We start from the raw sequence: 18,104 nt of genomic DNA on the forward strand, positions 1-18,104 counted from the left end.
GCCGCCCGGTGCATTGCCGAGCGGTAAGGAGAGTGCTTATGGTACAGCAATCGATGTGAAAAACGGTGTTTTTCGGACGTCGCGGGACGGCCCCCGGATGGGGATGCGCAGATATGCCTTGCCAAAAGGGGGACTGGATAGTACTGTATATGCATACAGTATTCATCTTCATATTCAATTATGCAACATTCCCAATTGATGGCCTCGCCGGAAGCCTTGCACCCGTCCCTGTGGCGCGCATCGCAGCTGGGGCAGGGCGCCACGCGCTGCCTGGACACGGGCTTTGCCGCCCTGTCCGCGCAGCTGCCCGGCGGCGGCTGGCCCTGCGGCAGTCTCATCGATCTGCTGGTGCAGCAGCCGGGCAGCGGCGAAGTGCGGCTGCTGGCGCCCGCGCTGGCGCAGCTGCCCGGCTTGCCCATCGTGCTGCTGCAACCGCCCCACCCGCCGCAGGCGCTGGCCCTGGCCGCGCAGGGGCTGGCGCCGTCGCAACTGCTGTGGCTGAAGAGCGCCGGCAGCAAGGATGCCCTGTGGGCGGCGGAAAACATCTTGCGCAGCGGCACGTGCGGCGCCTTGCTGTTCTGGCAGCCGCACGTGCGCGCCGACAGCCTGCGCCGCCTGCACCTGGCCGCGCAGTCCGGCAACACCCTGTTCTGCATGCTGCGCCCCTTGCATGGCGCGCAGGATGCGTCGCCGGCGCCGCTGCGCCTGTCCGTGCGCCCGGCCGCCGGCGGCATCGAGATCGGCTTCATCAAGCGCCGGGGACCGCAGCGCGACGCGCCCCTGTTCCTGCCCCTGCAACCTCCTTCATTACTGCTACGCCATGCGACTCTGGATCGGCCTGTACCTGCCCCGGCTCCCGCTCGAAGTGTTTTGCCCGCGCTGGTCGGCTGACCTTCTCGGCGTGGTGCTGGAGCAGGAGCAAGTGATGGCCGTGTCGCCGCTGGCGCGGGCGGCGGGCATCCGGCCGGGCATGCGCCGCGCGGGCGCGCTGATGCTGGCGCCGCAGGCGCGCCTGCACGAGCGCTCTTTGGCACTGGAGGCGCAGGCGCTGCAAGCGGTGGCGCTGGCGCTGCTGCAATATTCGCCGCTGGTGGCGCAGGGCGAGGAAGCGACCCTGCTCGTCGATGCGGGCGCCAGCCTGCGCCTGTTCGGGGGCGTGCGCGCCCTGTGCCGGCAGATTGCGGCCAGCTTGCGCGCGCTGGGCTACACGGCTCAGCTGTCGTGCGCCCCCACGGCGCGCGGCGCCTGGCTGCTGGCGCGCGCCGGGACGCGCCGGAGCCGCGTGCTGGGCATGGAGAGCCTGGTGCGCCGTCTCGACGGCTTGCCATGCGCCTTGCTGCCGCCCGCGCGCCCCTGGCTGGAATGGCTGGACGGCATCGGCTGCCGCACCCTGGGACAGTTGCGCCACTTGCCGCGGCCCGGCTTGCAGCGCCGCTGCGGCGGGGCCTTGCTCGACATGCTCGACGATGCGCATGGCCACGGCACGGAACTGTACCTGTGGCTCGAAGCGCCGCCCACGTTTTGCGCCAGCCTGGAACTGTTCGACCGCGTGGAGCACGCGGAAGCGCTGCTGTTCGGCGCGCGCCGCCTGCTGCAGCAAATGACGGGCTGGTTGTGCGCGCGGCAATTCGCCGTCGAACGCATCCAATTGCTGCTGGCGCACGAGCGGGGCAGGGTGGCGCGCCCGCCCACCGTCATCGACCTGGCCCTGGGCGAGGCCGTCTGGCGCGACGAGCATTTATTGCGCTTGCTCAAGGAACGCCTGGCGCAGCTGGTGCTGGACGCGCCCGTGATCGGCCTCACCCTGGAAGCGCTGCAGGTGCAGCCGATGGCGCCGCCCAGCGACACCCTGTTTCCCGAGCCGGGCGGCACGCCGCAGGAGCGCCAGCGCTTGCTGGAATTGCTGGTGGCGCGCCTGGGCGCCGAGAATGTCTTGCAGGCGGCGCCGCGCGCCGATTATCGCCCCGAGGCGGCCAACCAGTGGCTGCCGCTGCCGGCCAAGCCAGGCGCACAAAACGCGCAGCCGGACTTGCCGCCCGGCTTGTCCAGCATGCCCCGTCCCGGCTGGCTGCTGGCCCAGCCCATCGCCCTCCTGATGCGCGAACACCGGCCGTTTTATGGCTCGCCGTTGAAAATGGTGTCCGTCGCCGAACGCATTGAGGCGGGCTGGTGGGGGCAGTCGCAGGCGCGCGATTATTTCATTGCCGAAGGACTCGATCACGCCCATTACTGGGTCTACCGCGAACGCATCGCCGGCAGCGGAGAAGATGCCGCGCCGCGCTGGTTTTTGCATGGCTTGTTTGGCTGAATGCGTTGTCCTGCTGAAACTGTCATGCTTGGCTATACTTGCCTGCTTGTGCCACGTCATACACCTCAAAAGGATTTTCATGTCCCAACTTTCCGACTTCCCCATCACCCAAAAATGGCCTGCCCGGCATCCCGAGCGCTTGCAGCTGTACTCGCTGCCGACGCCGAACGGCATCAAGGTCTCCATCCTGCTGGAAGAGCTGGGCCTGGCGTACGAGCCGCACCTGGTCAGCTTCGAGCAAAACGACCAGCTGTCGCCCGCCTTCCTGTCCCTCAATCCGAACAACAAGATTCCCGCCATCCTCGACCCGGACGGTCCCGATGGCAAGCCGCTGGCCCTGTTCGAGTCGGGCGCCATCCTGCTGTACCTGGCCGAGAAAACGGGCAAGTTCATCCCGCAGGACGCGGGCTTGCGCTATGAAACGATCCAATGGCTGATGTTCCAGATGGGCGGTATCGGCCCCATGTTTGGCCAGGTGGGCTTCTTCCACAAATTCGCCGGCAAGGATTACGAGGACAAGCGGCCGCTGGAACGCTATATCGGCGAAGCGAAGCGCCTGCTGGGCGTGCTCGAGCAGCGCCTGCAGGGCCGCGACTGGATCATGGGGAGCCAGTACACGATTGCCGACATCGCCATCTTCGCGTGGGTGCGCTGCCTGGTGGGTTTCTATGGCGCGGGCGACCTCGTCGGCTTTGCCAACTTCCCGAACGTGCAGCGCGCGCTGGACGCCTTCCTTGCCAGGCCAGCCGTTGCCAGGGGCGTGGATATTCCCAAGCGTGATTGAAGCTTGCCAGCCGCCAGCGGCGGCGGCCGGGCGGCGCTACAATGCGCCTTCGGCCGCCCTGCGCGGCAGCTTTGATCTGAGACAATGAAATCCACCCGGCAAGATTTTCCCGGCGCGCATGGCCATGTGCTGGCGGCGCGGCTCGATGCGCCTGACGGCGCCATCCGCGCCTATGCGCTGTTCGCCCACTGTTTTACCTGCGGCAAGGACGTGCTGGCTGCGCGGCGCATCGCGCAAGGTCTCACGGAACACGGCATCGCCGTGCTGCGCTTCGATTTTACGGGGCTGGGCGCCAGCGAAGGCGAGTTCGCCGCCACCAATTTCTCGTCGAACGTGGACGACCTGGTTGCCGCTGCTGATTTCCTGCGGGTAAAACATGCCGCGCCGCAATTGCTGATCGGCCATAGCCTGGGCGGCGCCGCCGTGCTGGCCGCCGCGTCGCAAGTGCCGGAAGCCACCGCCATCGCCACCTTGGCCGCGCCCAGCACGCCCGCCTACGTGACGCGCATGTTCAGCGAGCACCTGGAGCAAATCGCCGCCGAAGGCGAAGCGCTGGTGCAGCTGGAAGGGCGTCCCTTCCGCATCCGCCAGCAATTCGTCGACGACGCGGGCAGCCACAGTTTGAAAGACCACATCGCCGGCCTGCGCCGCGCCTTGCTGGTGATGCACGCGCCGAACGACACGACGGTCAGCCTGTCGAACGCGATGGAGATCTTTACGGCCGCCAAGCACCCGAAAAGCTTCGTTTCGCTCGACGATGCCGACCACCTGTTGACGGGGCGCGACGACGCGGCCTATGTCGCCAACGTCATCGCTGCCTGGAGCGCGCGCTATATCAGCTAAGCAAGCAAGCGGTCGCCCATGAAAAACGCCGCGGCAGCAGAAGCTGGCGCGGCGCGGATACTATTGGTACTTTACAACACCTGACAAAATCGTAGCGAGCGGCAGTGATTTGTGGCCGAGAAGCGCAGCCGTGCTAAAGCACGGTGAGCATCGCCGGCCGCAAAGCGCGACGCGCAGTAGATTTGGTCAGGTGTTCTCAGTCTTCGTCAAATTCGGCGGATAGATCCTTCCAGCCCTTGCTCACGGCAAAGGCGGAAAATTCCTCGGGCGCTTCCAGTACGATCAGTTTCTTGTCTTGCAAGCCCAGGTCGCCATGGCCGAAGTCGGGGCCTACATAGCCAAGGCTGCGCAGGCGGGCCAGGATGTGGCCGACCAGGGTCTTGTCCTTGCAGGCGCCCGCTTCGAGCGGGGCGGCGAAATCGACGTAGACGTCGATGATGCCGTAGCCTTCGTCGAAGATGCGGATGGCCTTGATGTCGTGGGCACGGCCGGAGCCGTCGGTGGCCTTGAAGGGGCCGCTGAGCTGGATGTCGGTGTCATTGTTCATGCCGCCAGCATACACCAAAAGCCGACCCTGCATGAGGGGCGTCATGCAACCCATCCCTGGATGGGGCATGTAAAAATTTCTTACAAATTCTTTGCCGTCTGGGGCGTTTTTTGCCAATTTCAAGGCCTTGAAAGGGCGTTGGCAGGCCGTATATCGGTAACAGGCGGATGCTCATGGTGAGGTCCGCCCCTCTTATCGCTTTAATGAAAAGGATATTTATCATGCGTACTTTTGACCTTGCTCCCCTGTACCGTTCTGCCATCGGCTTCGACCGCCTAGCACAATTGCTCAACGAACAGCGCGCCGATGCGCAGCCCAGCTACCCGCCCTATAACATCGAACTCGTATCGGAAGACAAGTACCGCATCGTGATGGCATTGGCCGGCTTCTCGCGCGAAGAGATCGACATCATCACGGAACGCGATTCCCTGCACGTCACGGGCCGCAAGCAGAAAGATGGCGTCGAGCGCACGTTCTTGCACCGCGGCATCGCTGCCCGCGATTTCGAACAGCGTTTCCAGCTGGCCAACCACGTGAAAGTCACGGGCGCCACGTTTGAAAACGGCATGCTGACCATCGACCTGGTGCGCGAAGTGCCGGAAGCGCTGAAGCCGCGCAAGATCGAGATCGGCACCACCACTGGCGCCACCGTCAGCGCGCTGGAACAGCGCCAGGCAGCCTGAGCTGAGCTGAGCTGATTTCGGCGCCACGCGCCGGCATTGGCGGGAGGGAATATTCCCTCCCCATGCAGTAAAATACTGGCCGGTCAATCCGGCCAGTGTCACGTCCGGAGCCCGTTCGGGCCGCATTCAGGGCTTCCATTGGTTGCCCATGATACGCAAGATTAAACCCCGCTTAAAGGCGCAAATGCCTGTTTCCAAATGGAAAAATGTTAAGCACCGCCTAAGACTCGTGGCCCACTATTGCATACATCAAAATCTCATTGAATGAGGAGCAATTCATGGAACAGCAAACGAATACCGCATCGCTGAAAATCAAACGCACCGTAGCCGCGTTGGCCGCGATCGGTGTGCTGGGCGCCGGTGGCGCCATGGTGATGCATCAGAACAATGCCGGCGCGAATGCCGCCGCAGGCACTCCCGCCGCACCCGTGGCCGCCGCCGTGGCGCCTGCAGCAAGCGCGCCGCTGGTGGCCTTGCCCGACTTTAGCCAGATCGCCGCGCGCAACAGCCCGGCCGTCGTCAATATCAGCGTCACGGGCAGCACCAAGGTGGCGTACGATCCATCGGCCCAGGCCGGCAATGACGACTTCGGTAACGACCCCTTCCTCGAATTCTTCCGCCGCTTCCAGGGCCCGCAAGGCGGGCAGCGCGGCGGCCGCGACGTGCCTACGCACGGCCTCGGTTCCGGCTTCATCGTCAGCCCCGACGGCATCATCATGACGAATGCCCACGTGGTGCGCGATGCGCGCGAAGTGACCGTCAAGCTGAACGACCGCCGCGAATTCCGCGCCAAGGTGCTGGGCACGGATCCGAAGACGGACATCGCCGTGCTGAAGATCGACGCCAACAACCTGCCCATCGTGCCGCTCGGCCACTCGAGCGACCTGAAAGTGGGCGAATGGGTGCTGGCCATCGGTTCTCCTTATGGCTTCGACAGCACGGTGACGGCTGGCGTCGTCAGCGCCAAGGGCCGTTCCTTGCCGGACGACAGCAATGTGCCGTTCATCCAGACGGACGTGGCGGTGAACCCCGGCAACTCGGGCGGCCCCCTGTTCAACACACGCGGCGAAGTGGTCGGCATCAATTCGCAGATCTACAGCCAGACGGGCGGCTTCCAGGGCTTGTCGTTCGCCATCCCCATCGACCTGGCCGGCCGCATCAAGGACCAGATCGTTGCAACGGGCAAGGCCAGCCACGCCAAGCTGGGCGTGACGGTGCAGGAAGTCAACCAGGGCTTTGCCGACTCGTTCAAGCTGGCCACGCCGGAAGGCGCGCTGGTGGCCAACGTGGAGCGGGGCAGCCCGGCCGACAAGGCTGGCCTGAAGTCGGGCGACGTGGTGCGCAAGGTGAATGGCCAGCGCATCATCGGCTCGGCCGACTTGCCGGCGCTGGTGGGCACGTCTTTGCCAGGCGACAAGATCAGCATGGATGTCTGGCGTGACGGCAAGATCGTCAGCCTGACGGCAACCCTGGGCAATGCGGCCGACAAGGTGGCCGAAGTGGCGAAGAGCGACAGCGCCGCCGGCAAGGTAAAGCTGGGCCTGGCCCTGCGTCCGTTACAATCGGATGAAAAACGCGAGGCGGGCATCAGCGCCGGCCTGCTGGTGGAAGACGCGGGCGGCGCCGCCGCGAATGCCGGAGTGCAGCCGGGCGACGTGCTATTGTCGGTGAATGGCCGTCCCGTCAACACGGTCGAGCAGGTGCGCGACGTGGTGGAAAAATCCGCCAAGTCGGTGGCCTTGCTGATACAGCGCGGCCCCGATAAGATCTTCATTCCCGTGCGCCTCGGTTGATCTGGCGCAGGATGCAAGGTCGATAAAACAGTCAAGATGAAGGAGTAGGGCATGCGCTTATTGCTGGTAGAAGACGATACGATGATCGGCGAGGTGGTGCTCGATTTGCTGCGCGCCGAGCATTACGCGGTGGACTGGGTCAAGGATGGCGACATGGCCGATACGGCCCTGCAGACGCAAACCTACGACCTGGTGCTGCTGGACCTGGGCTTGCCCCGCAAGGATGGCCTCGACGTGCTGCGCTCAATGCGCTTGCGTAAGCTCGACACGCCCGTGCTGGTGGCCACGGCGCGCGACGCCATCGAGCAGCGCATCGCGGGTCTCGACGCGGGCGCCGACGATTACGTCTTGAAGCCGTATGACCTCGACGAATTGCTGGCGCGCATACGCGCCCTGCTGCGGCGCGCCTCGGGGCGGCCGGAACCGATCTTCGAACACCAGGGCGTCTCCATCAATCCGCTGACGCGCGAAGTGATCGCCGAAGGCCACCCGGTCAACCTGTCGGCGCGCGAATGGGCCGTGCTGGAAGCCTTGATCGCCCGTCCCGGCATCGTGCTGTCGCGTGCGCAACTGGAAGAAAAGCTGTACAGCTGGAAAGATGAAGTCAACAGCAATGCCGTGGAAGTGTATATCCATGGCTTGCGCAAGAAACTGGGCAGCGACCTGATCCAGAACGTGCGCGGCCTCGGCTACATGGTGCCCAAGGCATGAGGATGAAGGTCACGGTGACGCATTCGCTGCGCGGCCGCCTGCTGTGGTTTTTGCTGGCGGCCATCATCATGGCGGCCCTGGCGCAAGCCTCGATCGCCTACCGCAGCGCCCTGTACGACGCCGACCAGATCTTCGATTACCACATGCAGCAGATGGCCCTGTCGCTGCGCTCCGGCGCGCCGCTGGCCAACCATGCGCAAGCGTTGCCGGCCGACCCTGTCAACAACGACATGGTGGTGCAGGTGTGGACGCCGGACGGCGTGCAGGTCTTCCGCTCGATCACGCGCGCGGAATTGCCGCAGCGCGCCGTGCTGGGCTTTTCCAACGTGAAAGCCAACGGCACGACGTACCGCATCTTTTCCGTGCAAACCAGTTCCCAGACCGTGCAGATCGCCCAGGACATGGCCGTCAGGAAGCGCATGGCCGGCAGCCTGGCCCTGCGCACGGTGGGGCCCATCGCGCTGATGGCGCCTATTTTGATGCTGGTCGTCTGGTGGGTCGTCAGCGGTTCGCTGGCGCCCGTCTCGCGCGTGCGCAAGCAGGTGGCGGCGCGCCAGGCGGACGATCTGTCTCCCGTCTCGGAAGCGGGCTTGCCCGACGAAGTGCGGCCCCTCGTGCATGAGCTGAACCTGCTGTTCGGGCGCGTCAAAACGGCGTTCGACGCGCAGCAGCATTTCGTTGCCGACGCCGCCCATGAATTGCGCACGCCGCTGGCGGCCCTGAAACTGCAGGTATTGAGCCTGGAGCGGGCCGAATCGGAAGAAAAACGCAGCCTGGCGATTTCCCGCGTGAGCGCCGGCATCGAGCGGGCCACGCGCCTGGTCGAGCAACTGCTGGTGCTGGCGCGCCAGGAAGCGAGCGCTGCCAGCGGCGACCAGCTGCAGGCGGTGGACTTGAACGATGTCGTCAAGCGCGCGCTGGGCGACATGGCCGGCATCGCGCAGGCGCGCAAGATCGACCTGGGCCTGCATCACATGGACCCGGCCAAGGTGGCGGGGCAGGCCGATGCGCTCAACATCATGCTGCGCAATCTGGTCGACAACGCCATCAAGTACACGCCGCAGGGCGGCACGGTCGACATCGACCTGCGCGCCAGTCCCGTCGGCGTGACGTTATCGGTGGAAGACAGCGGCCCCGGCATCCCGCCCGAAGAGCGCGAGCGCGTCTTCAGCCGCTTCTACCGCGTGCCCGGCACGGACGCCAACGGCAGCGGCCTGGGGCTGGCCATCATCAAGGCCATCGCCGAACGCCATGGCGCACGCCTGGTGCTGGACAAATCCGAGCGCCTGGGCGGCCTGTGCGTGCGCGTGGAATTCCCGCAAGCCGCAAAAAGAGCATTTTGACCATGATCTTTGGCATGTTGCATTGACGCGCGCGCCGTGGCCCTATATTGTCTGCGAAACAAGCAGAACCAGACCACGGAGCGCAGCATGCAGAAGATCGGATTTTCAGGAACCCTCGACCCCATCACCAACGGCCACATGTGGGTGATCGGCGAAGCGCGTTCGCTCGCCGACGAGGTGATCGTGTTCCTGTCGCAAAACCCCGCCAAGAAGCCGCAATTTCCCGCCGAAGACCGCAAGCGCATCATCGAGCAGAGCGCGCGCGAGTGCGGCTGGGACAATGTGCAGGTGGTTATCGTCAAGGGCGACTACACGGCGCGCGCGGCGAAAAAGCATGGCTGCGACTACCTGATCCGCGGCATCCGCACGACGGCCGATTTCGACTATGAAAACCTGATCCAGCAAACGAATGTGGACGTGTTGCAGGGCGCCAAGACGATTTTCGTCATGCCGCCGCGCGACCTCGGCTCCGTCAGTTCCAGCTTCGTCAAGGCGCTGGAAGGCCCCGTGGGCTGGAACTGGACCATGAAGAAATTCGTCCCTGGCCCGGCCTATCAGGCGTGGATACTCGATTGCCTGCGCAAGGAGTGGGAAGCGCTGTGGAACTACGCCACCGCGTCCGATGCCGACATCGCGCTGGCTGATCACTGGTTCGCCCACCTGACGGGGCCGCAGGCGTATGGCGGCGCGGACCGCCACTATCACAACCTCGACCACCTGGTGCACGGCCTGTCCGAAATCCGCGTGTGGGCCGACAATACCTATGCGCCCAAGCGCGACAGCGCGCTGGTCAAGAAAGCGTTCTGGTTCCACGACGCCGTCTACAGCCACGATGACGATGCCCTGTATTCCAGCGAAGAGGCGAGCGCCCAGCTGTGGCTGGCCAGCGGCCTCGATGCGGGCGACAACCTTGATGTGGCGCAATTGATACGCGTCACCGACCATTTCCAGGGACCGGGCATCAGCCACCCGCTGAAAGACGCCATGCTCAGCGCCGACCTGGCCATCCTGGGCCAGGATGACGAGGTGTACCAGGCCTACACGCAAGCCATCGGCCGCGAATACGCGCACGTGGACCCCGTGCGCTTCAACGAGCAGCGGGGGCTGGCGCTGCAGCATTTGTGCGGCAAGGCGCAGGCGGGCCAGCTGTTCGGCGATGCATACTTTGCCAACCAGTATAACGAACGGGCCATTGAAAACATGCAGAAGGAAATCGCGGCGCTGGCCGGCTGATTATCGTGAAGGGAGGGCGGCGGCATGCGCCAGCGCATCGTCGAGCCGGTCGTTGCCCCAGAACAGTTCGCCGCCGCTGAGGAAGCTGGGCGCGCCGAACAGCTTCAACGCTTGCGCCTGCTCAGTCTGGCGGCGCAGGCGCAGCTTGTTGTCCTGTGTCAAAGCCAGCGCCACGATGGCGCGCGCATCGAGACCCAGCCCTTCCAAGGCTTCGCTGACGGCTTCGAAGTTGTCGATGTCGCGGTCTTCGGCGAAATTCATCGCCATCATGCGGCGCGCAAACGGCGCGATCCAGCCCTGGTCCGCGCCGACCAGGGCCACGCGCATGGGCAGCAGGGCCGCGCGGGGAAAGGAACTCGGTTGCTGCCATGGCAATGCATACTTTTCGCACTGGCGCGCCATGTCGCGCCACGTGTAGTCGCCCTTGATTTTTTGCAAGACGAACGGCGACGTTTCCCAGCCCAGCGCCTTGAAGACGACGCCCAGCAGGAAGGGTTTCCAGATCACTTTTACCTTCTTTTCACGCGCCAGCGCATCGATGCGCATGGCGCTCAGGTAGCTGTAGTTGCTGCCGAAGTCGAACCAGAATTCCAGTGTGGCCATGGTCTCTTTTCCATGCGGTCGCGCAGGGTTGATTCCTGCGCCGGGGCGCGAAGGCGCGACTGCCGCGCCGGCCCCCGCCTGTCGCGTTAGCGGGCCGCTGCCTTGGCGCGCGCCGCGTGCAATTTCTTGAAGCTGTCGATCAGGCGCTGGTGCCGGTCGAGGCCTTCCAGTTGCATGCTGGTCGGGGTCAGGCCGAAGAAACGCACGCTGCCGTCCACCGAGCCCAGCACCGCATCCATGCGGGCGTCGCCAAACATGCGGCGGAAATTGACGACGTAATCGTCCAGCTCCAGCTCGTCATCGAGTTCCACTTCCAGCACCACGTTCAATGCTTGATAGAACAGTTTGCGCTCGAGCGTGTTGTCGTTGTACTGCAAGAAGGTTTCCACCAGCTCTTTCGCTTCCTCGAATTGCTGCAGGACGAGCTGTATCAGCAGCTTCAATTCCAGGGTCGTCAGCTGGCCCCACACCGTGTTTTCGTCAAACTCGATGCCGATCAGGGTGGCGATGTCGCCGTACTCGTCGAGCTCGCTGTTTTCCAGGCGGTCGAGCAAGTCTTCCAGGCTGGCATCGTCCAGGCGGTGCAGGTTCAGGATGTCGGCGCGGAACAGCAGCGCCTTGTTGGTATTGTCCCAGATCAAATCCTCGACCGGGTACACCTCGGAATAACCGGGCACGAGGATGCGGCAGGCGGTGGCGCCCAGCTGGTCATATACGGCCGTGTAGACTTCCTTGCCCATGCCTGCGAGGATGCCGAACAGGGTCGCCGCTTCCTCGGCATTCGAGTTTTCGCCGTGGCCGGAAAAATCCCACTCGACAAAATCGTAATCGGCCTTGGCGCTGAAGAAGCGCCACGAGACGATGCCGCTGGAATCGATGAAGTGCTCGACGAAGTTGTTCGGTTCGGTGACGGCTTCGCTGGCAAACGTGGGCTGCGGCAAGTCGTTGAGGCCTTCGAAGCTGCGGCCCTGCAGCAATTCCGTCAGGCTGCGCTCCAGCGCCACTTCCAGGCTCGGGTGCGCGCCGAACGAGGCAAACACGCCGCCCGTGCGCGGGTTCATCAGGGTGACGCACATCACCGGATACACGCCGCCCAGCGACGCATCTTTCACCAGCACGGGGAAACCCTGTTCTTCCAGGCCGGCGATGCCGGCCAGGATGCCCGGATATTTCGCCAGCACTTCCTGCGGCACGTCGGGCAGGGCGATTTCGCCTTCGATGATTTCGCGCTTGACGGCCCGTTCGAAAATTTCCGACAGGCATTGCACCTGTGCTTCGACGAGAGTGTTGCCGGCGCTCATGCCATTGCTGACGTACAAGTTTTCAATCAGGTTCGATGGGAAGTACACGGTCTCGCCATCGGACTGGCGCACATACGGCAGCGAGCAGATGCCGCGCTCCGCATTGCCGGAGTTGGTGTCGATCAGGTGCGAGCCGCGCAGTTCGCCATCGGCATCGTAGATGTCGCGGCAGTAGGCGTCGAGAATCTCTTTCGGCAGCGCATCCTTGCGGCCCGGCTTGAACCAGCGCTCGTTCGGGTAATGGACAAAATCCGCGTTGGCGATGTCTTCGCCCCAGAACGAGCCGGCGTAGAAATGGTTGTTGCTGAGGCGTTCGATATACTCGCCCAGGGCCGACGCCAGCGCGCTTTCCTTGGTCGCACCCTTGCCGTTGGTGAAACACATGGGCGAATGCGCATCGCGGATGTGCAGCGACCACACGTTGGGAATGATGTTGCGCCACGAAGCGATTTCAATCTTGATGCCCAGGCCAGCCAGCAGGCTGGACATATTGGCGATCGTCTGTTCCAGCGGCAAGTCCTTGCCGACGATATAGGTGCTCGCGCCAGGGGCGGGATTCAGGGCCAGCAAGGCCTGGGCATCGGCGTCCAGGTTCTCCACTTCTTCAATGACGAACTCCGGTCCCGCCTGCACCACTTTTTTCACCGTGCAACGGTCGATCGAACGCAGGATGCCCTGGCGGTCCTTGTCCGAGATATCGGCCGGCAACTCGACCTGGATCTTGAAAATCTGCTGGTAGCGGTTTTCAGGATCGACGATATTGTTTTGCGACAGGCGGATATTTTCAGTGGAAATATTGCGCGTATCGCAATACAACTTCACGAAGTAGGCCGCGCACAGTGCCGATGATGCCAAAAAGTAATCAAACGGGCCGGGCGCCGAACCATCGCCTTTATAGCGGATGGGCTGGTCGGCGATGACCGTAAAATCGTCGAACTTGGCTTCGAGACGCAGCTTGTCGAGAAAGTTGACTTTAATTTCCATGAGGTAATCCAATACTGTGCTTATGAGTTAGCCGCTATTATCCGTGCTTTCCGCCGCAGGGCAAAGATTGTTCGCGGCGGCCGTGCTGGCGGGGAGCCGCAAGACTAGGCCGGCAGGGCAGGCAAGGGGCAGGTTCCCCCATGAAGCGGACGGATAAATGTGCGAGGCGATCTGACTGGACATGCGAATAACATTAATGAGACACGGCGAGCCCCGACTCGCCAAAGGGCGCTGGATAGCGCCGCTGCAAATGGGACAGTGGATTAATCTCTACAATCAATCGATCATCAAAGAAGGTGGCATCCCTGCGCAGTGCGCTGCGGCAGCGCTTTCCGCGTCGATCATCGTGGCCAGCACGGCACCCAGGGCATGCTCATCGGCCAGGGCATTGGGTGACTTGCCATTCATGCAAGAGGCGATGTTCTCTGAAGCAGGGTTGCCCTTTGCACTCTGGAAGGCCCCTTGGCTGCCGGCTGAAGCCTGGGCAGCGATTTTTCGCCTGCTCTGGTTGTTCGGTTATGCGCGCGGATCGGACTCGTTGCAGATAACCCGGCAGCGCGCCAGGGCCGCCGCCGAGCGGCTGGTTGCGCTTGCCGCCAGGGGGCCCGTGCTGCTGGTCGGGCATGGCATCATGAATCGATTGATCGGCAAGGAGTTGCAGGCCTTGGGTTGGCTTGCCCGCAACAGGCAAGGCAGCCGGTACTGGAGCATGGGAGTGTATGAGCTGTGAAAACCTGTGACGAATGCGGCAGCCGATACCGCGACGACGCCGAAGGCATGGCCAGCCTGTGCCCGGAATGCGCCTCGGTCATCTATGGCTTGCCACGGTGCGAGCACGTGTTCGAGGCAGGCCGATGCCGGAAATGCCTGTGGGATGGCCGGAAAAGTGACTTTGTGCGAAAACTGGAGCAGCAGGGGCGTTGAAGCGATATCCATGTCTGTGGGGGGCAGCGTCCATCGGCGGTCACTGGTGTTTTCGTGACAATGCATGAGTTTTTCGGATGGATAATTGGCTATCCTCCATGGGGGCTGCCTGCAGCCACTGCTGGACGGTTGATCGCATCTGGATATCCTGCCAGCGACCGCTCCGTCACTTTCGCTTTGCCTAACCTGATGCAAGGATGAGCTGATGCAATTATCCAATTATCTTTTCTTTACTACCACTTGCGAACAAGCCTTGGCGTTCTACACGCAATGCGGGCTGGGCAAGATAAGCGATGTCTTGCGCTTTGGCGTGGATGGCATGCCGCTCCGTCATGAAGCCATGCGCGGGAAAATCATGCATGCCCGATTTGAAGGACCAGGCGTGTTGTTTTTTGCTTCTGATAATGACGATGCAGAGCCCATGCGAGGGTCTGCACATATTTTGCAAATGCATGACAGGCAGTTAACGAAACAGCTTTTTGACAAGCTGGCGTATCAAGGCGTGGTGACGACACCGCTCGCCATCCAGGTATGGGGCGATTATTACGGTAAATTGACGGACCAGTTCGGGGTGCAGTGGATGCTGAACTGTTCGGCTTAACTAAAAAACAGCGGCTGCCCATGCTGGCGCAGCCGCTGTTTTCATGCGGACACGGTGATCAGAACTTCACCCACAGCCGCCCGAAGTAGGAGGCGCCGTTCAGGCCGAACTGCACGCTGTCGTATTTGAAGCCATTGTCCGTCTCGTCCGCGTTTTGCGTGGTGGGCTTGACGTTGAAGATGTTGTTGCCGCCAAAGGTCAGCTTGGTGTTCTTGCTGATGCTGTAGGTGAAGCTCAGGTCGGCGGACGTCTTGGCCGCGTAACGGGCATTCGGCACGCCTTCGGCCGTGCCGCTGAAGGTGCCCAGGGTTTGCGGGCCAAAATAAATGATGCGCAAGTCCGATTCCAGCTTGCCCGTGATGTAGTCGAAGCCCAGGGTGGCTTTCGCGCGCGGGCCGCCCTGTTCGATGAACAGGCGTTCGCGCTCGGACAGCAGCACGTCTTCATAGCCCTTCAGCGATTCCGGCGTCTTGACCTTCGTCACTTCCGTTTTGCTCAAATTCAAGGCCAGGAAGGTGTTCAGGCGGTTGCCAGCCAATTCTCCCTTGTGCGACGCCGTCAGGTCCAGGCCGCGCGTGCGCGTGTCGATGGAATTGACGAAGAATTGCGCCTCGCCCACGCCCAGGAGGGCCAGGCGCGCGGCCAGGTCCGGGTAGTTGTCGGCATTGAAGCGGCCCGACAGCACGATGCGGTCCTTGATCTTGATGTTGTACAAGTCTGCCGTCACGGAAATGGCTTGCGTCGGCGTCCAGGTGGTGCCGAAGGTAAAGCTGGTCGACTTTTCCTCTTTCAACTTCGGAATGCCGGCCGCGTTGGCGACGGCGCCGCCGTTGGGCGCCAGCACCACGTCCGTGGGCACGCCGCCGATGAAGTCCGTGAAGGTGGACGAGAAATACACTTGCTGCAACGATGGCGCGCGGAAACCCGTGCTGGCCGAACCGCGCAGCAGCACGTTGGGCGCCACTTTGTAACTGGCGGCCAGCTTGCCCGTCACGGTGGAGCCGAAGTCGCTGAATTTCTCGTAGCGCAGGGCCGCCTGGGTTTTCAGGCGTTCCGTCCAGTCCAGTTCCACATCGCCATACGCGGCGATGCTGTGGCGCTTGGCCTTGGTGGCGTCGCCGGGCTGGAAGCCGGGAAAGCCCTGGCTGCCCGCATTGCCGCCCACGCCCACGCCGTCGGCGTCGTTGTAGGAGCCCGGTTCGCCAGCCATGATCTTGTATTCCTCGCTGCGGTACTCGGCGCCGAAGGCCACGTTCATGCCGCGCATCACCGTGTCGTAGTAGCGGCTGAAGTCGGCGTTGCTGGTCAGTTGCTGGAACGAAAAGCCGCCCGCATCGAAACGGCTGGGGCTGACGCCCTTGCCGCCGTTCATCAGGTCGAGGTTGGCGATCGAGGCATTCAGCGTGTTGCTGATGTCGTAGCGCATCTTGTTGTAGCCATAGGTTTGCGAAAAATCAGCATGCCATTCGCCGATCTGGCTGCGGTGGCCGATGGTGGCGTACTGGTCGTCGATCTTGCCATTGATGAAAGGCACGAAACCATCCGGATACATGGCGGCCGAATTGCGCGATGGAATGTCGTCGCTGCCGATGCCGCCCCGGCCGAACGCGGCGCTGGACGCGTCGCGCGTCTGCGCGCCAGCCGTGAAGTACAGCTTGCCCGTGGGGCTGGTGGCGTAGTCGCCATTCACGTACAGGGTCTTGTTCTTGGACTTGGTGTCGCCGATGATGCGCATGCTGTCCGCGTCGGCCCGGTTCGAGCGGCCCCGGTCCAGGTATTCTCCCGTGATGGCCAGGGTGCCCTTGTCGCCCAGCGCGATGCCGCAGTAGGCGGAGGTCATGTAATTCTTGCCGTCGCCTGCGGAATACTGGCTGTAGCCGGCCACGGCTTCGCAGCCCAGGCTTTTCTTCAGTTCGATGTCGATCACGCCGGCAATGGCGTCCGAGCCGTACTGGGCGGCGGCGCCGTCGCGCAGCACTTGCACGTTCTTGATCGCCAACAAGGGAATCGCATTCATGTCCGTGCCCGTGTTGCCGCGGTTGCGCGCACCGAACAGGTTGACGAGCGCCGTCGTGTGGCGCCGCTTGCCGTTCACCAGCACGAGGGTCTGGTCGGAACCGAGGCCGCGCAGGGCGGCTGAATCGATCAGGTCGGCCCCGTCGGCGCCCGTCTGGCGCGTGGAGTTGAACGAGGGCGAGATGTATTGCAGCGATTGCGCCAGATCAAACTGGCCGCCTTGCTCGGCCACCTTGGAAATGGGAATGATATCGACCGGCACCATGGTATCCGTGGCGGAACTGGCGACCCGGCGCGAGCCGACCACGCTGACCGTTTGCACGGGGCCTTCCGTGGCGGCCGCTTCCGTGTTCTGGGCCATGGCGGCAGGACTGAAAACGGCCAGGGCGGCGCTGCCGTACAGGCTGATGAGGATGGCTTGACGCAAGGTGGTGAGGGTCGGCACGCAGTATCTCCAAGTGGCTGATGAGCAAGATTCGTGACTTGATTCTAGTGCCATCTTTTCGGCATTCACCAGCGATACTTTGTTTTGTTATTACAAATTTGCTGTAACTGTTGTTTCCTGGTTGATTATCTTTTGGCCACTGCCTGGCTTGCCTTGTGCTGGTGCGGCATGCCCCATTCAGGTGCTGCGTTGCACCATGCCGCCCACCCAGATCGCTTGCGTGCTGTATTGCACTTCGATCAGGCAGGGCTGCTGCGTCACGTGGCCCTGGTGCAGGCGCAACGACTGCTGCAAGTGTGCTGCCAGCGCGCCCGCCGCCACGCCCGTGGCGCTGTCTTCCAGCGCCGGGTCGAGGTGGTTGAAGTTGCGTCCCTCATATTCGTTTTCGCCGACGCGGCAATACGCATAGCAGCCGCTGACCTTGTGCAAGGCGCTCCAGTCGGCGATCAATTCCAGGTTCGGCCGCAGCGCGCGCAGGGTGGTGCGGTCGGCCACTTCCAGCAGCAGCTTCGGGCTGCCGACGGACGCGACCACGGGCGGCGACAGCAAGTGCATGTGCTGGCCCATCAGCTCGGACGGCACATACTTTTCCACCAGGACGGCAGGCGCCGGCTGCGGCGCCAGGCCGATGAACAATCCCTCCGCGCGGCGCACCAGCTGCAAGGCTTGCCCGTGCATGGCGGTCGTCACCGTCAGCGCCGCCGGCGCGCCGGGCGCCGCCAGCAGCACATGCGCGGCCGCCAGGGTGGCGTGCAGGCACAGGGGACTGCGCGTGTGCGGATAAAAATAGTCGAGCACGAGGCATCCCTCCGCGCCGTCCGCTTGCCGGTCGAGGAAGACGCAGGCGCTGACCTGGCGTTCGCGGGCAAAGGCCTGGCGCTGCGTTTCGCTGGCGTGGTCGTTTTCCACGACCAGCGCCGCATTGCCGCCACCGGGGGCGGCGCCGAAACATTTTAATGAGTGGACGATCATGGCGGGCACTGTG

General features: G+C 63.3%; 16 protein-coding genes. 11 read left to right on the forward strand and 5 right to left on the reverse strand.

Annotated features, from left to right (window positions below; all coding sequences use genetic code 11):
- Positions 1 to 180: 180 nt before the first annotated feature.
- The 4 genes from imuA to O3301_RS08020 all read left to right on the forward strand — a co-directional run bounded on the left by imuA (position 181) and on the right by O3301_RS08020 (position 3,935).
- Positions 181 to 891: a translesion DNA synthesis-associated protein ImuA gene (gene imuA, locus O3301_RS08005; protein WP_305052876.1), complete on the forward strand. Its 711-nt coding sequence runs from the start codon at positions 181 to 183 to the stop codon at positions 889 to 891.
- On the forward strand, positions 821 to 2,308 hold the full coding sequence (locus O3301_RS08010) for a DNA polymerase Y family protein (protein ID WP_305056057.1): 1,488 nt from the start codon (positions 821 to 823) through the stop codon (positions 2,306 to 2,308). The genes imuA and O3301_RS08010 overlap by 71 nt, the downstream gene beginning before the upstream one ends.
- 79 nt (positions 2,309 to 2,387) lie before the next feature.
- Positions 2,388 to 3,092, forward strand: a complete 705-nt coding sequence (locus O3301_RS08015; RefSeq protein WP_305056058.1) for a glutathione S-transferase N-terminal domain-containing protein — start codon at positions 2,388 to 2,390, stop codon at positions 3,090 to 3,092.
- 84 nt (positions 3,093 to 3,176) lie between these two features.
- Positions 3,177 to 3,935, forward strand: coding sequence for a S9 family peptidase (locus O3301_RS08020; protein ID WP_305056059.1), 759 nt, complete (start codon positions 3,177 to 3,179; stop codon positions 3,933 to 3,935).
- A 196-nt stretch (positions 3,936 to 4,131) separates the two neighbouring features.
- On the opposite strand, the gene O3301_RS08025 is transcribed toward O3301_RS08020, so the two are convergent.
- The gene (locus O3301_RS08025; protein WP_099668403.1) at positions 4,132 to 4,482 is read right to left on the reverse strand and encodes a hypothetical protein; all 351 of its coding nucleotides are present in this window, start codon (positions 4,480 to 4,482) and stop codon (positions 4,132 to 4,134) included.
- Between the two features lie 221 nt (positions 4,483 to 4,703).
- Here O3301_RS08025 and O3301_RS08030 point away from each other — a divergent pair, with 221 nt between their 5' ends.
- The 5 genes from O3301_RS08030 (at position 4,704) to coaD (ending at position 10,245) form a co-directional block, all read left to right on the forward strand.
- Positions 4,704 to 5,165, forward strand: a complete 462-nt coding sequence (locus O3301_RS08030) for an Hsp20 family protein (protein ID WP_099666924.1) — start codon at positions 4,704 to 4,706, stop codon at positions 5,163 to 5,165.
- A gap of 278 nt (positions 5,166 to 5,443) precedes the next feature.
- Positions 5,444 to 6,958 (forward strand): Do family serine endopeptidase, encoded by a 1,515-nt coding sequence (locus O3301_RS08035; RefSeq protein ID WP_305056060.1) that lies wholly within the window; start codon positions 5,444 to 5,446, stop codon positions 6,956 to 6,958.
- Between the two features lie 51 nt (positions 6,959 to 7,009).
- Entirely contained in the window at positions 7,010 to 7,669 is a 660-nt protein-coding gene (locus O3301_RS08040; RefSeq protein WP_034783312.1) for a response regulator transcription factor, read from the forward strand.
- A 2-nt stretch (positions 7,670 to 7,671) separates the two neighbouring features.
- Positions 7,672 to 9,012 (forward strand): ATP-binding protein, encoded by a 1,341-nt coding sequence (locus O3301_RS08045; protein WP_289911481.1) that lies wholly within the window; start codon positions 7,672 to 7,674, stop codon positions 9,010 to 9,012.
- A gap of 87 nt (positions 9,013 to 9,099) precedes the next feature.
- Positions 9,100 to 10,245 (forward strand): pantetheine-phosphate adenylyltransferase, encoded by a 1,146-nt coding sequence (gene coaD, locus O3301_RS08050; RefSeq protein WP_305056061.1) that lies wholly within the window; start codon positions 9,100 to 9,102, stop codon positions 10,243 to 10,245.
- Here the strand turns inward: coaD and O3301_RS08055 are convergent, their stop codons facing one another.
- The gene (locus O3301_RS08055; RefSeq protein ID WP_305056062.1) at positions 10,246 to 10,848 is read right to left on the reverse strand and encodes a 2-hydroxychromene-2-carboxylate isomerase; all 603 of its coding nucleotides are present in this window, start codon (positions 10,846 to 10,848) and stop codon (positions 10,246 to 10,248) included.
- An 86-nt stretch (positions 10,849 to 10,934) separates the two neighbouring features.
- Positions 10,935 to 13,133: an OsmC domain/YcaO domain-containing protein gene (locus O3301_RS08060; RefSeq protein ID WP_305056063.1), complete on the reverse strand. Its 2,199-nt coding sequence runs from the start codon at positions 13,131 to 13,133 to the stop codon at positions 10,935 to 10,937.
- Positions 13,134 to 13,329: 196 nt separating this feature from the next.
- On the opposite strand from O3301_RS08060, the gene O3301_RS08065 reads away from it, so the two are divergent.
- On the forward strand, positions 13,330 to 13,863 hold the full coding sequence (locus tag O3301_RS08065; protein WP_305056064.1) for a histidine phosphatase family protein: 534 nt from the start codon (positions 13,330 to 13,332) through the stop codon (positions 13,861 to 13,863).
- A 399-nt stretch (positions 13,864 to 14,262) separates the two neighbouring features.
- A complete protein-coding gene (locus O3301_RS08070) occupies positions 14,263 to 14,658 on the forward strand; it encodes a VOC family protein (RefSeq protein ID WP_251350369.1) in 396 nt (131 codons plus the stop codon).
- 58 nt (positions 14,659 to 14,716) lie between these two features.
- Here O3301_RS08070 and O3301_RS08075 read toward each other — a convergent pair whose 3' ends face one another.
- Together O3301_RS08075 and O3301_RS08080 are read right to left on the reverse strand one after the other, a co-directional pair.
- Positions 14,717 to 17,119 carry a TonB-dependent siderophore receptor gene (locus O3301_RS08075; protein WP_099666931.1) on the reverse strand — a complete coding sequence of 801 codons (2,403 nt, stop codon included), beginning with the start codon at positions 17,117 to 17,119 and terminating at the stop codon, positions 14,717 to 14,719.
- A gap of 177 nt (positions 17,120 to 17,296) precedes the next feature.
- Positions 17,297 to 18,091, reverse strand: a complete 795-nt coding sequence (locus O3301_RS08080; RefSeq protein ID WP_305056065.1) for a PhzF family phenazine biosynthesis protein — start codon at positions 18,089 to 18,091, stop codon at positions 17,297 to 17,299.
- Positions 18,092 to 18,104: the final 13 nt, after the last annotated feature.

It is taken from the genome of Janthinobacterium sp. SUN211 (assembly GCF_030587315.1).
In the GTDB taxonomy this organism is placed as follows: Bacteria; Pseudomonadota; Gammaproteobacteria; order Burkholderiales; family Burkholderiaceae_D; genus Janthinobacterium; species Janthinobacterium kumbetense.